The sequence below is a fragment of the Bacillus sp. FSL W8-0848 genome (assembly GCF_038007805.1).
In the GTDB taxonomy this organism is placed as follows: domain Bacteria; phylum Bacillota; class Bacilli; order Bacillales; family Bacillaceae; genus Bacillus; species Bacillus glycinifermentans.
Map to the genome: position 1 here is coordinate 584,813 of NZ_JBBOYB010000001.1, position 12,840 is coordinate 597,652.

At 46.8% G+C, this 12,840-nt stretch carries 16 protein-coding genes; 15 read left to right on the forward strand and 1 reads right to left on the reverse strand.

The window, feature by feature from the left end:
• The first annotated feature begins 326 nt into the window (after nt 1–326).
• From cshA to NSQ39_RS02985, 3 genes are all read left to right on the forward strand, one after another.
• Complete coding sequence (gene cshA / locus NSQ39_RS02975; protein WP_046132203.1) at nt 327–1,787, forward strand: degradosome RNA helicase CshA; 1,461 nt, start codon at nt 327–329, stop codon at nt 1,785–1,787.
• Between the two features lie 101 nt (nt 1,788–1,888).
• The gene (locus NSQ39_RS02980) at nt 1,889–2,368 is read left to right on the forward strand and encodes a PH domain-containing protein (protein ID WP_046132219.1); all 480 of its coding nucleotides are present in this window, start codon (nt 1,889–1,891) and stop codon (nt 2,366–2,368) included.
• Nucleotides 2,358–3,839: a PH domain-containing protein gene (locus NSQ39_RS02985; protein WP_175077524.1), complete on the forward strand. Its 1,482-nt coding sequence runs from the start codon at nt 2,358–2,360 to the stop codon at nt 3,837–3,839. The genes NSQ39_RS02980 and NSQ39_RS02985 overlap by 11 nt, the downstream gene beginning before the upstream one ends.
• On the opposite strand, the gene NSQ39_RS02990 is transcribed toward NSQ39_RS02985, so the two are convergent.
• Nucleotides 3,836–4,435, reverse strand: a complete 600-nt coding sequence (locus tag NSQ39_RS02990) for a rhomboid family intramembrane serine protease (RefSeq protein ID WP_175077523.1) — start codon at nt 4,433–4,435, stop codon at nt 3,836–3,838. The two genes, NSQ39_RS02985 and NSQ39_RS02990, sit on opposite strands and share 4 nt — an antisense overlap.
• 282 nt (nt 4,436–4,717) lie before the next feature.
• Here NSQ39_RS02990 and NSQ39_RS02995 point away from each other — a divergent pair, with 282 nt between their 5' ends.
• The 12 genes from NSQ39_RS02995 (at nt 4,718) to NSQ39_RS03050 (ending at nt 12,786) form a co-directional block, all read left to right on the forward strand.
• Nucleotides 4,718–5,734, forward strand: a complete 1,017-nt coding sequence (locus NSQ39_RS02995; RefSeq protein WP_096892205.1) for a LolA family protein — start codon at nt 4,718–4,720, stop codon at nt 5,732–5,734.
• A gap of 193 nt (nt 5,735–5,927) precedes the next feature.
• Nucleotides 5,928–7,088 carry an alanine racemase gene (gene alr / locus NSQ39_RS03000; RefSeq protein WP_175077522.1) on the forward strand — a complete coding sequence of 387 codons (1,161 nt, stop codon included), beginning with the start codon at nt 5,928–5,930 and terminating at the stop codon, nt 7,086–7,088.
• Between the two features lie 108 nt (nt 7,089–7,196).
• Nucleotides 7,197–7,478 (forward strand): CopG family ribbon-helix-helix protein, encoded by a 282-nt coding sequence (locus NSQ39_RS03005; protein ID WP_026585993.1) that lies wholly within the window; start codon nt 7,197–7,199, stop codon nt 7,476–7,478.
• Nucleotides 7,479–7,482: 4 nt separating this feature from the next.
• Nucleotides 7,483–7,833 carry a type II toxin-antitoxin system endoribonuclease NdoA gene (gene ndoA, locus NSQ39_RS03010; protein ID WP_003179128.1) on the forward strand — a complete coding sequence of 117 codons (351 nt, stop codon included), beginning with the start codon at nt 7,483–7,485 and terminating at the stop codon, nt 7,831–7,833.
• A 118-nt stretch (nt 7,834–7,951) separates the two neighbouring features.
• On the forward strand, nt 7,952–8,776 hold the full coding sequence (locus NSQ39_RS03015) for an RsbT co-antagonist protein RsbRA (RefSeq protein ID WP_046132198.1): 825 nt from the start codon (nt 7,952–7,954) through the stop codon (nt 8,774–8,776).
• 2 nt (nt 8,777–8,778) lie between these two features.
• Nucleotides 8,779–9,144 (forward strand): STAS domain-containing protein, encoded by a 366-nt coding sequence (locus tag NSQ39_RS03020; protein ID WP_046132197.1) that lies wholly within the window; start codon nt 8,779–8,781, stop codon nt 9,142–9,144.
• A gap of 2 nt (nt 9,145–9,146) precedes the next feature.
• The gene (locus tag NSQ39_RS03025; RefSeq protein WP_046132196.1) at nt 9,147–9,548 is read left to right on the forward strand and encodes an anti-sigma regulatory factor; all 402 of its coding nucleotides are present in this window, start codon (nt 9,147–9,149) and stop codon (nt 9,546–9,548) included.
• A 10-nt stretch (nt 9,549–9,558) separates the two neighbouring features.
• Nucleotides 9,559–10,566, forward strand: a complete 1,008-nt coding sequence (locus NSQ39_RS03030) for a PP2C family protein-serine/threonine phosphatase (protein ID WP_175077521.1) — start codon at nt 9,559–9,561, stop codon at nt 10,564–10,566.
• A gap of 58 nt (nt 10,567–10,624) precedes the next feature.
• Nucleotides 10,625–10,951 carry an anti-sigma factor antagonist gene (locus NSQ39_RS03035; protein WP_046132194.1) on the forward strand — a complete coding sequence of 109 codons (327 nt, stop codon included), beginning with the start codon at nt 10,625–10,627 and terminating at the stop codon, nt 10,949–10,951.
• A complete protein-coding gene (gene rsbW, locus NSQ39_RS03040) occupies nt 10,951–11,433 on the forward strand; it encodes an anti-sigma B factor RsbW (protein ID WP_046132193.1) in 483 nt (160 codons plus the stop codon). Before NSQ39_RS03035 ends, rsbW begins: the two co-directional genes overlap by 1 nt.
• A complete protein-coding gene (gene sigB / locus NSQ39_RS03045) occupies nt 11,399–12,190 on the forward strand; it encodes an RNA polymerase sigma factor SigB (RefSeq protein WP_046132218.1) in 792 nt (263 codons plus the stop codon). The genes rsbW and sigB overlap by 35 nt, the downstream gene beginning before the upstream one ends.
• The gene (locus NSQ39_RS03050; RefSeq protein WP_046132192.1) at nt 12,187–12,786 is read left to right on the forward strand and encodes a PP2C family serine/threonine-protein phosphatase; all 600 of its coding nucleotides are present in this window, start codon (nt 12,187–12,189) and stop codon (nt 12,784–12,786) included. Before sigB ends, NSQ39_RS03050 begins: the two co-directional genes overlap by 4 nt.
• Nucleotides 12,787–12,840: the final 54 nt, after the last annotated feature.

The window sequence follows — 12,840 nt, forward strand, 5'->3', positions numbered from 1 at the left end:
AAGAAAAAAATAAACGCGCACTGTCGAAACCCTTTAAAGCCTGTGTTACAATGTGTAAAAGGCGGATGGAAAGACGGTCCGCGGCGGGAAACAGTAAATTTGCCGGATGCTACATATGATGCTGCATCACCGGCTTGATAAAAACGGGTCGAGGGGAGCGCATCCCTTATGTCCGCCTTATTGAAAAACACATATCGTAATGGTAATATAACATGTAAAGTAATTCGGGCTTTGTATAAGTATGAACCTGTCCTTTATATAAAGGGCAGTTTTTATTGATGAAACACGACATTACTGAAACAGTAAGCAGAAGGAGTTTGAATACATTGACTATAACGTTTCAAGATTTTCAATTAAGTTCAGATCTCACAAAAGCGATTAAACGCATGGGATTTGAAGAAGCAACACCGATTCAGGCGCAAACGATACCGCTTGGACTTGCAAATAAAGATGTCATCGGACAAGCACAAACGGGAACAGGAAAAACGGCTGCATTTGGCATTCCTCTTGTTGAGAAAATCAACCCCGAGTCTCCTAACATTCAAGCCATTGTTATCGCACCTACTCGTGAATTAGCCATTCAAGTTTCTGAAGAGCTATATAAAATCGGACAGGATAAACGCGCTCGAGTTCTTCCGATTTACGGAGGCCAGGATATCGGCCGCCAAATTCGCGCGCTCAAGAAAAATCCCCACATTATCGTCGGAACTCCAGGCCGTCTGATCGACCATATCAACCGCCGCACGATGCGTCTGCAAACGGTCAATACCGTTGTGCTTGATGAAGCGGACGAAATGCTGAACATGGGATTCATCGAAGATATCGAATCGATTCTTTCCAATGTACCGGAAGATCACCAGACATTGCTGTTTTCTGCAACGATGCCGGCGCCGATTAAGCGGATCGCCGAACGCTTTATGAACAATCCGGAGCATATTAAAGTAAAAGCGAAGGAAATGACGGTTTCAAACATTCAGCAATTCTATCTGGAAGTGCATGAACGCAAAAAATTTGATACGCTGACACGTCTTCTCGACATCCAGTCTCCTGAGCTTGCGATCGTCTTCGGCCGTACGAAGCGCCGCGTTGATGAGCTGACGGAAGCGCTGAACCTGCGCGGCTATACGGCTGAAGGAATTCACGGAGATTTGACACAGGCGAAGCGGATGGTAGCCCTCCGCAAATTCAAGCAAGGCGCAATCGAAGTGCTTGTCGCAACAGACGTTGCTGCCCGCGGTCTGGATATTTCCGGAGTTACGCACGTTTATAACTTTGATGTTCCCCAAGATCCTGAAAGCTACGTTCACCGTATCGGAAGAACGGGCCGCGCGGGCAAAACGGGAATGGCGATGACATTCATTACACCGCGTGAGAAGGATATGCTGCGTGCCATCGAACAAACGACAAAACGCAAAATGGACCGGATGAAACCGCCGACTCTTGACGAGGCTATCGAAGGACAGCAGCAGGTAACCGTTGACCGCATCCGGACGATCATGGAAGAAAACAACCTGAACTTCTATATGTCTGCAGCGGCTGAACTGCTGGAAGACCGTGATGCAGTAACGGTCGTAGCGGCTGCCATCAAAATGATGACAAAAGAGCCGGATGATACGCCTGTCCGTTTGACAGAAGAAGCGCCCCTCAGAACGAAGCGGCATAAAAGCCACCACCGTTCATCAAAGCGGAGAGACGGCGGCGGATACAGAGGAAAGAACAACCGTTCTTCCTATGATAAAAAGCGTTCTTCAAATGACAGACGCCAAAAAAAATCCTATAATTCATAATCAAAAGGCGAATCCTTTTTTACGGATTCGCCTTTTTTAAAAAATGAAACATTTTCGGCGGCGAAGTCGTAAATAGAACATAGGATTGGGGGAATCTAATGTTGAGAAGAGAGCCAAAAAATCAAATCAGCCGTAACGGCGTGAAGGTATGGAAAATCAGCGCCGGCATCACATCGTTTGTCCTGTTTCTGATTGCTGCCGGACTGTTTGCGGTAACCGTGATCTTTAAATGGCCGATTTGGATCGGGATAGCGGGGGCAGCCGTTTGGCTGGGGATTTCCGTCTTTATCATTTTTATCATACCGAACATCCGCCACCGGATCTGGCGCTATGAAGTTCACGAAAATGAAATCGATATCCAGCACGGCATCTTTGTCGTCACCCGTGTGATCGTTCCGATGGTCAGGGTGCAGCATGTCGATACATCACAGGGGCCGCTATTAAGGAAATACAATCTGGCATCTGTGCAGATTTCAACCGCCGCCACGACCCATTCAATCCCGGCCCTTGATGTGGAAGAAGCGGATCAGCTCAGAGATTTCATCTCGAGGCTCGCCAGGGTGACTGAAGATGATGTCTGAGCCGAAACGTCTGCATCCCGCGGCAATGATACTGAACTTCTTTGCAGGGCTGGTCGAAACAGTTAAAAACTATATCATTCCGTTCGGCGTCGCCTTCTTTTTGAATAAAAATCATACGGTGACGATCATAGCGTCCGCCGCAGTCGGCCTGATTTTCATTTTCCTTGTCGCAAGCAGCATTATCAAATGGAGAAAATTCACCTATCGGATTGAAGAGGATGAACTGCGGGTAGAGGAAGGCCTAATAACGAAGAAAAAAAGGTACATTCCGATCGAGCGCATTCAAACGGTCAACACAAGCGCCGGCATCATCCAGCAAATTTTCAGGCTTGTCAAACTCCAGGTCGAAACGGCCGGAGGCGGAAAAGAAGCTGAGGTCATCCTTTCGGCCATTTCCCAGACTGAAGCGGAAAACATCAAGCAGGCACTCTTTGAGAGAAAGCAGGAAATCAATGCTGTTGAAGGCGAGCCGGCTGATCTTGAGGAAGAAAGCGCCGGGAAGGCTGATGAAAAAGAGCCTGTGGACATGACATACGAAATGAGCGGAAAGGAGCTCTTGGCCGCTGCTTCCACTTCAAGCGGAATAGGCGTTATTATTTCGGGGATATTTGCCATCTATACCCAGCTTGATGAGATTGTCAACCTGAACTGGCTGTATGACAAATTTTCCTTTCTAAATAAAGCCGGAGCGACTGTCATCGCCTTCGTCATCTTTGCCGCCCTTTTCATCGCATGGCTGCTCAGCGTCATCGGGATGATGCTGAAGTATACCGATTTTAAGGTTGTACGGAAAAACAACGAAATCATCATTTCCAGGGGTCTGATTGAAAAGCACCAAATGACGATCCCGCTCCATCGAATCCAGGCTGTGAAAATAAAAGAAAGCCTGATCAGGCAGCCGCTCGGCTTCGTCTCCGTCACGATCGTAAGCGCGGGCGGAACCGTTTCCGAAGAGGACAAGTCCACCGTTTTATTTCCGATCGCAAGCAAGAAAACATTGAGGAAACGGCTCGAACAATTCGTACCCGAATATGTTCCCGAAGAAGGGCTGAACCGTCTGCCGAAACGCGCTTTAAGACGCTATATGTTCCGCGCTTCCTGGCCGCTGTTGGCCGTGATCCCGCTCTCGGTTTTTTTGCCGCCGTGGGGGTATTTGTCCATTTTGCTCATCCCGTTTTTCTGGATCATCGGGTACTTGTCATATCGGGATGCCGGCTGGAAAATAAGCGGCGAAAAGCTGATCATGTCCTCCAGGTTCATCGGCAAGACGACAGCGGTCATACAGCGGAGGCGCATGCAGGTTTACGAGGTGAGCCGCTCGTATTTTCAGCGCAGGAAAAAGCTTGTGAGCATCCATACGGTCACAAAATCCAACGTGCTGCTTGAGAAGTTTTCCGTAAAGGATGCAGATGAGAAAGATTCGGAAGATATTTTTGAATGGTATTCTTATGAAAAAAGAGTGAACGGCTAAAAACCGTCACTCTTTTTTTTGAGAAGCGGCGGAGAAAGCGCCAAGCCGCCCAAAAGACCGAAAATATGCGCCATGATGTTGATATTGTAGTTGATGAATGTCATCAAAACCGAAATCGCGAGAATGGTCACGATAATCTGCGAATTCGCCCTGTCCATGAGCCCCTTTCGAAAGAGGACGATGTACAAATATACGCCGAACAGGCCGAAGATCGCCCCTGAAGCCCCGACATGCGTATATTCCGGCGGTTCGATGAAGTACGTGCCGATATTCCCGATCACGCCAGAGCCGATATAGACGGCGAGAAACCGAAGCGTCCCCATCATCCGCTCAAGCGCGGGTGCGAATAAAAAGAGCGACATCGAATTAAAGAGAAGGTGGGAAAATCCCGCATGAATAAAGATCGGAGTGACAAGCCGCCACCACTCTCCTTCGGCGATTCCCCAGTTAAAACCTATCGTCAAATCGGACCACATCTGCACGGTCGGAAGCGGGATTAAAAAAAGACACCATATGACAAGCTGAAGGGCCAATATCGCGGTTGTAACCGGATAGAGCCTGATAAACGTCTGGAAATCTTCCGTTCTGATAAACATGCTTTCGTCAAAAGCCCCTTTACAATGATCTCGTACATATATAGTAACACGTTTATGACAGCATCTTGTTAAATAGTACGCGGCAAAAAATGAATTGAAAGGTTGTCATGCTAGTCTGCATATTGTTCCCGCCTCCCTCATATATTGGGTAGTGCAATAAGGGAGACAAGTCGTTGCAGGCTTTTATGGTACGCATGCCGATTCAGCCGGCCCCTGTTCTAGGCGTACCGTTAAAGTCGAACAAGCGGTTTCTTCCTTTTTACATCAATGATTAAAAAGGGGTTGAAAAAGGTGAGAAAAAGCTTTGTTTTGCTTTTAACGGGGCTGCTTGTCGTCTTAATGCTTTCTGCCTGCGGCCAAAAATCGCAAGAAGATGTTGTCAGGGGGCTCGACAAGAAGGCAAAAGAATACACGTCCTATAAAGCAAAAGCAAAAATGACGATTCAAACGGGAAATGAGCCGCAAGAGTACAACGTGGAAATCTGGCACAAAAAACCTTCCTTTTACAGGGTTTATTTAGAAAACCCTAAAAAAGACCAGAGCCAGGTGATTTTGCGCAATGAAAACGGCGTATTTGTTCTGACACCGTCCCTGAATAAAAGCTTCCGTTTTCACAGCGATTGGCCCAACAACAGCAGCCAGGTGTATTTGTTTGAATCGCTTGTGAAAGACATTAAAAGCGATGGAGAAGCATCCTTTAAAGCGAAGGATTCAAAGTATATTTTCGAAACGAAAACAAACTATCAGCATAACCAGATGCTGCCGATGCAGGAAATCGTATTTCATAAAAAAAATATGGCCCCTCAATCTGTAAAAGTGATGGATACGGACAGGAAAGCCATGGTCAAGGTTGAGTTTGAAAGCTTTGAATTTGATAAGCCTTTAGACAAAAGCTCGTTCGACGAAAAGAAAAACATGACGCTGTCGCAAATCGATGTAGCGACTAGCACCGAACCGTCTGACACGTTTGCAGTCAAGACGCCGCTCGATGTCCCTCAAGGCGTGAAAAAGCTTGAAGAAAAAGAAATGGCCACCGACGACGGCAAAAGAATCGTCATCACATACGGCGGCGAAAAATCGTTTACGCTGATTCAGGAAAAAGCCCGCGTCGCCAAAACGGCAACATCGGTCTCCATGAACGGCGAGCCGGTCGACCTCGGATTTACGGTCGGCGCGCTCTCGGAAAAATCGTTGTCCTGGACATATGATGGAGTCGATTATTACATCTCATCAGACGATCTTTCCCAAGATGAACTCCTGATGGTCGCAAAGAGCATGCAGGGCCAATCATCAAAATAGCCTTGTCATTTCAAGCAGCCTGTTTTCCGATATGCGGGGAACGGGCTGTTTTATATTCTCCTCAAATTGGATATAATACCAGAAACTTTTGCCCTGCCTGCCTCGTCTAAAACAAGGCAGCATTTCCCTTTCTGCCGCATTTTTAGTATGATGGGGAAAGACTTAGTCGAAACAAGGAACAGGAAGTGTCAGTATGAGCTTAAAACCATTCTATCGAAAGACATGGGCTGAAATCGACTTAACGGCCTTAAAGGAAAATGTGCGGAATATGAAGCGCCATATCGGCGAGGATGTTCACCTGATGGCGGTCGTCAAAGCGAATGCCTACGGCCATGGGGACGCCCAAGTGGCGAAGGCGGCTCTTGCAGAAGGTGCGTCGATTCTGGCCGTGGCCTTTTTGGATGAAGCGATTTCATTAAGAGAGCAAGGGATAGACGCACCGATCCTCGTGCTCGGAGCGGTGCCTCCGGAGTATGCCGGCATTGCCGCAAAACGGCGTATTACCGTCACCGGCTATTCGGTTGACTGGCTGAAAGAAGTGCTTCGTTTGATCGGCGATATCGGTGAACCGCTCGATTTTCACTTGAAAATCGACACGGGCATGGGACGGCTCGGCTGCAGAAATGAAGATGAAATAAAAGAAATGATGGAAATGGCCGAATCGTCCGGCAAGGTGAACTGCTGCGGCGTCTTCACCCATTTTGCGACAGCGGACGAAAAGGATACGGATTATTTCAACATGCAGCTTGACCGCTTTAAGAAACTGATCAAACCGCTTCCGCTCGACCGGCTGATGGTGCATTCGTCAAACAGCGCCGCTGGCATGCGCTTTGAGAAGCAGCTCTTTAACGCGGTTCGTTTCGGCGTCAGCATGTACGGCATGTCGCCGTCACCCGAGATTAAGGACGAGCTTCCGTTTCCGCTGAAGGAAGTGCTTTCGCTCCATACAGAGCTCGTCCATGTGAAAAAAATCGCCAAAGGGGAAAGCGTCAGCTACGGTGCGACGTATACGGCCGAGCATGATGAGTGGATCGGCACCGTCCCTGTCGGCTATGCGGACGGCTGGCTCCGCCGCCTTGCCGGAAGCGAAGTGCTGATCGACGGAAAAAGGCAAAAAATCGCCGGAAGAATCTGCATGGACCAGTTTATGATCTCCCTTCGCGAGGAATATCCGGTCGGCACAAAAGTAACCTTAATCGGAAAGCAGAATGACGAATCGATTTCAGTCGACGAAATCGCCCGAAAACTGCAGACGATTAATTATGAAATTACCTGTATGATAAGTTCAAGGGTCCCCCGTATGTTTTTGGAAAATGGGAGTATAATGGAAATAAGGAATCCGATTTTACCGTAAATAAACGATAAGCTGAAAAACAGCTTTGCTTGCGGAAAGATTAATGATATGATTATGTTTGGAATGGATAAAATGTTGTATCCGTAAGTTTCGTGGAGGTGTATGTTTTTGTCTGAATCCAGCGCTACAACTGAAATTATGATTCGCTTGCCAGAAGCTTTAGTATCAGAACTGGATGGTGTCGTCATGCAAGATAACGGGAGCCGAAATGAACTGATCTACCAAGCCACAAAAATGTATTTACGTGAACGCAAAAATCGACAAATTCGGGAATCGATGAGACGCGGTTATATGGAGATGGCAAAAATCAATTTAAACATCTCCTCAGAGGCACAATTTGCAGAGTATGAGGCTGAAAACACAGTAGAGCGCTTAGTAAGCGGAGGATAATCATTTGATTGTTAAACGCGGCGATGTTTATTTTGCTGATCTATCTCCTGTTGTTGGCTCAGAACAAGGCGGGGTGCGCCCGGTTTTAGTGATTCAAAACAACATCGGCAATCGCTTCAGCCCAACTGCTATTGTTGCAGCCATAACAGCCCAAATACAGAAAGCAAAATTACCTACCCACGTCGAAATTGATGCGAAACGCTATGGTTTTGAAAGAGATTCCGTTATATTGCTCGAACAAATCCGGACGATTGATAAGCAAAGATTAACGGACAAAATCACCCATCTCGATGATGAAATGATGGAAAAGGTTAACGAAGCCTTACAAATCAGTTTGGCACTAATCGATTTTTAAATATGGAACAAAGTTGCTCATGAGGATAGAGCAACTTTTTTTGTGTTCAAAATTGACAAACGATATAATGAAAATGTTAGTCCAAAAATTGTTACTGTATGTACTTGGGGGGATAAACGTGTCGAATGAATTAGTATTATCGTATATTTCAGAGCATCAAAATGAGCTTGCCGAAAGCTTTGCGGTCATTTTGAGAGACCTGAACGGCAAATTATCGAACGCGAAGCTCACCGGACAGATGTATCATGAAATTAGCAACGAATATATTCAAATTTTAATGAATGGTTTGAAAGCTGAAGATGAGAATGTCGACAATATTTATCAGTTTTCTTCCAAAGCGGTACAAATCGGCGTTCCTTTAAAGCTTCTTTCTTCAGGTTTATCAGCGTTTTGGAAGCAGCTCTACTACGCCATGAACAAGGATCGTCCCGAAGATCAGCAGTGTTATGATCTCATATGGGAAATTGACAAATTTATTGATCCGATCAACAGCGAGATTTTAAATCAGTATGCGATTTCTTGGGAAAAAACCGTCGCCATGCAAAAGGTTGCGCTTCAGGAGCTTTCCGCGCCGCTGATCCCGGTTTTTGAAAACATTACGGTGATGCCTCTCGTCGGAACGATCGATACCGAGCGCGCCAAAAAGATTATGGAAAACCTGTTAAACGGCGTCGTCAAACATCGTTCTGAAGTGGTGTTAATCGATATTACGGGAGTCCCTGTCGTCGATACGATGGTTGCACACCACATCATACAGGCATCAGAAGCCGTCAGACTGGTGGGCGCAAAATGCCTGCTTGTAGGGATCCGCCCGGAAATCGCGCAGACGATTGTGAATTTAGGCATTGATTTAACTCAGGTTATTACGAAAAATACCCTGCAAAAAGGAATTCAAACCGCGTTGGAAATGACAGACCGAAAAATCGTTTCATTGGAGGAATAACGTTGAGAGTGCCTAAAATTCCGATTTTGAAACTTTACAATTGTTTACTGGTATCCATTCAGGTAGAGCTCGATGACCAGACCGCTCTCAATTTTCAAGAGGATTTGCTCAATAAAATTTATGAAACCGGATCGAACGGAGTGGTGATCGATCTGACCTCTGTGGATATCATCGATTCATTTATCGCCAAAGTACTCGGCGATGTCATTACAATGTCAAAATTAATGGGGGCAAAAGTCGTCCTGACTGGCATACAGCCGGCCGTTGCCGTGACATTGATTGAACTCGGCATTTCATTGGACGAGATCGAGACAGCCCTCGATCTCGAAAAAGGGCTCGAGAGATTGCAGCGGGAATTGGGGGAATAGGTATGAAAGACCAGTCCTGTGTAAAGATTTTGACAGAATGGGATATTGTGGCTGCCAGACAGCTCGGGCGAAATGTCGCGAAACAACTGGGATTCGGCACAGTCGATCAGGCCAGAATCACGACGGCCATTTCAGAGCTGGCCCGGAATATCTATTTATATGCCGGGAAAGGCCAAATCTGTATCGAAGAGGTCGATGAAAGGGGTAAAAAAGGGTTGAAAATCACTGCCAAGGATGAAGGTCCGGGAATAGCCGACATCCGCAAAGTGATGGAAGACGGTTTTTCAACCTCAGGCGGTCTCGGAGCCGGCCTGCCTGGTGTAAGGCGTCTGATGGATCAATTCGAATTGAGCTCAGACGCTGACAAGGGAACGGATATACAAGCCGTTAAGTGGCTTCGATAGGAGGGAAGGAATGGATTTCAGGGAAGTGATCGAGCAGCGCTATCGTCAGCTGCTTAGCCGTTATATATCTGAATTAACCGAGACGTCCCTTTATCAAGGGCAGAAATTCAGCAGAAAAACGATCGAGCATCAAGTGCCGCCGGAGGAGATTATCAGCATACACCGAAAAGTTCTGTCTGAACTATATCCGGACCTTCCGGATGATGTATTCCATTCGCTCGACTTCTTAATTGAAGTAATGATTGGTTACGGCTTGGCCTATCAAGAACATCAGACACTGCGGGGCATTCAGCAGGAAATCAAATCGGAAATCGAAATTGCCGCCAATGTGCAGCAGACGCTCCTTGAAACTACGATACCGAAAGACGAAGCGCTTGACATCGGGGCGATCAGCGTTCCGGCGAAGCAAATGAGCGGCGATTATTATCACTTCGTCCGTGATAAGGAATCCATCAATATCGCGATTGCGGATGTGATCGGAAAAGGGATACCGGCCGCCTTATGCATGTCGATGATCAAGTATGCGATGGACTCTTTGCCGGATTCTGGAACAAACCCTTCACAAGTTCTGAAAAGCCTGAACCGGGTTGTCGAACAAAACGTGGACCCGAGCATGTTTATTACGATGTTCTACGGAAACTACCACTTGAAAAAACATCTGTTTACATTCGCATCGGCCGGTCATGAGCCGGGCTTTTATTATAACGGCAAAGAAGACAAATTCCACGATCTAAAAGGAAAAGGGCTCGTTCTCGGCATTTCATCGGATTATGAATATGAACAATACGAGCAAAGGCTGGACATCGGGGATATGATTATTCTGTTTTCTGATGGAGTGACAGAATGCAGAACAGATGCCGGATTTTTGGAACGGTCAGACCTCCAAAACCTCATCTCCGTACATATGGAAGAGCCCGCACAGCAAATGGCTGAGAATATTTACGAAAGCCTGCTAAAGCTGCAGGACTTTCAGCTCCATGACGATTTCACCTTCATTGTTTTAAAAAGAAAGGTTTAGCCCCTTTCTTAGCCGGGTAATAAAGCAATAGCGATTAATGAGAACCAGAGGTGATATTGTGAATTTGGCAGTCGATACGAAAAAAAATGACCGTGTGATAGAGGTAAAAGTAGCTGGAGAAATAGATGTACACTCTGCCCCTGCACTGCGCGAACAGCTGATGCCGCTCGCTGAAGAGGGAAGGGATCTCAAAGTGTGCCTGCAGGATGTTTCGTATATGGACAGCACGGGACTGGGTGTATTTGTAGCGGTATATAAAACGGTAAACAAAACGGGAGGCTCTTTATTGCTTGAAAATCTGTCCGACCGTTTGATCCGTCTGTTCGACATTACAGGTTTAAAGGACATTATCGATATTTCTGGAAAGTCAGAGGGTGGATTATAATGCAGAGAGCAGCTGATTACATTGAAATGAAGTCACCTGCCAAACCGGAATATGTGGGAATCATCCGTTTAACCCTGTCGGGAATCGCAAGCAAGATGGGGTATTCATATGATGATATTGAAGATTTGAAAATCGCCGTCAGCGAAGCCTGCACGAACGCCGTCCAGCATGCCTATAAAGCGGATAAAACCGGAGAGGTATCCGTCAGGTTCGGCGTGTTTAGTGACCGCCTCGAAATCGTAGTCGCAGATCAGGGCGACAGTTTTGACATACAGGATAAACAGAAGGGGCTTGGACCGTATTCCCCGGAGCACACGGTAGATCAATTGTCAGAAGGAGGGCTCGGCTTATATTTAATGGAGACGCTGATGGATGAAGTGAATGTGCAGATTGACTCAGGCGTGACTGTATCAATGACAAAGTTCTTAAACAGGGAGCGAGTTGATGATGGCACAACCGTCCAAAACTACGAAACTAACTAAAGATGAAGTGGACCGTCTGATTAAAGATTATCAGGACAACGGGGATGAAAAAGCCCAGCTTGCCCTTGTCGAGTCATACAGCAGCCTGGTCGAAACGCTGGCCAAAAAATATTCGAAAGGCAAAAGCTTTCATGAAGATCTCTGCCAGGTCGGAATGCTCGGGCTGCTCGGAGCCATCAAGCGCTATGATCCCGATGTGGGAAAATCGTTTGAAGCCTTCGCCATTCCGACCATTATCGGGGAAATCAAGCGGTTTCTCCGCGATAAAACGTGGAGCGTCCATGTGCCGAGAAGGATCAAGGAATTGGGGCCTAGGATTAAAATGGCCGTCGATCAATTAACAGCGGAAAACCAGCGTTCTCCGAGGGTCGACGAGATCGCTTCCTTTCTTGACGTGTCAGAAGAGGAAGTGCTTGAAACGATGGAAATGGGCAAAAGCTATCAGGCGCTGTCCGTAGACCACAGCATTGAAGCTGATGCAGACGGCAGCACGGTGACAATCCTCGATATTGTCGGCTCCAAGGAAGAAGGCTATGAGAAGGTGAACCAGAAGTTGACGCTCGAAAGCGTCCTGCACGTCCTGTCAGACCGCGAAAAACAGATCATTGAGCTGACATACATCCAAAACAAAAGCCAAAAAGAAACCGGTGACATTTTGGGAATATCGCAGATGCACGTATCAAGACTGCAGCGGAAAGCCGTTAAACGGCTGAGGGAGGCCTTGGCGGAAGATCCGTATATGGAGATCAGGCAATGATCTGGACCGAATCGAATGAACATATTCAAGCGCTCGTTTATCAGCTTCCCAAAGAAGGAAAAACGGTTTGCGGAGACAGCTTTTATTTCAATGCGACGGACGGCGGCATGATATGCGCACTGGCCGACGGACTCGGCAGCGGCCAAATGGCCCGCGAATCCTCTTCAGCGATCAGCGATATTGTCAAAGCGTACAGCGATGAAGACGTTGCAAGCTTGATGGAACGCTGCAATCAGGCGCTCAAGCAAAAGCGGGGGGCGACCGTCTCGATTTTAAAAGCAGATTTTAAAACGAGAACCATCGTCTACAGCTCTGTCGGCAATATCCGCTTTATTTTGTACGCTCCTTCAGACAAATATATTTACCCTCTTCCCGTTACGGGGTACTTATCAGGAAAACCGCAAACATATAAAACATACACATATCCGTATGAAAAAGGCTCACGGTTTATCATTCATTCAGACGGACTTTCCGTTCCGTCTCTGCGCACCTATCTGAAAAACCACTTCACGCCTGAAGACATCTCAAATCAGATTGAGGCGTATACAAAACTCGGAAATGACGATTTAACCTATATCATCGGACAGCTTTTCTAGCTGAAAAGCTGTCCGTTTGGTATAGGTGTTTTTTAAAATCTTTTGGTACACTAA

Excerpts from the sequence above, each read along its gene's own strand:
- NSQ39_RS03025 (WP_046132196.1), top strand. The coding sequence starts at position 9,147 with ATGAAAGACCAGTCCTGTGTAAAGATTTTGACAGAATGGGATATTGTG.
- NSQ39_RS03050 (WP_046132192.1), top strand. The coding sequence starts at position 12,187 with ATGATCTGGACCGAATCGAATGAACATATTCAAGCGCTCGTTTATCAG.
- rsbW (WP_046132193.1), top strand. The coding sequence starts at position 10,951 with ATGCAGAGAGCAGCTGATTACATTGAAATGAAGTCACCTGCCAAACCG.
- NSQ39_RS02990 (WP_175077523.1), bottom strand. The coding sequence starts at position 4,435 with ATGTTTATCAGAACGGAAGATTTCCAGACGTTTATCAGGCTCTATCCG.
- sigB (WP_046132218.1), top strand. The coding sequence starts at position 11,399 with ATGGCACAACCGTCCAAAACTACGAAACTAACTAAAGATGAAGTGGAC.
- alr (WP_175077522.1), top strand. The coding sequence starts at position 5,928 with ATGAGCTTAAAACCATTCTATCGAAAGACATGGGCTGAAATCGACTTA.
- NSQ39_RS02985 (WP_175077524.1), top strand. The coding sequence starts at position 2,358 with ATGATGTCTGAGCCGAAACGTCTGCATCCCGCGGCAATGATACTGAAC.
- NSQ39_RS03030 (WP_175077521.1), top strand. The coding sequence starts at position 9,559 with ATGGATTTCAGGGAAGTGATCGAGCAGCGCTATCGTCAGCTGCTTAGC.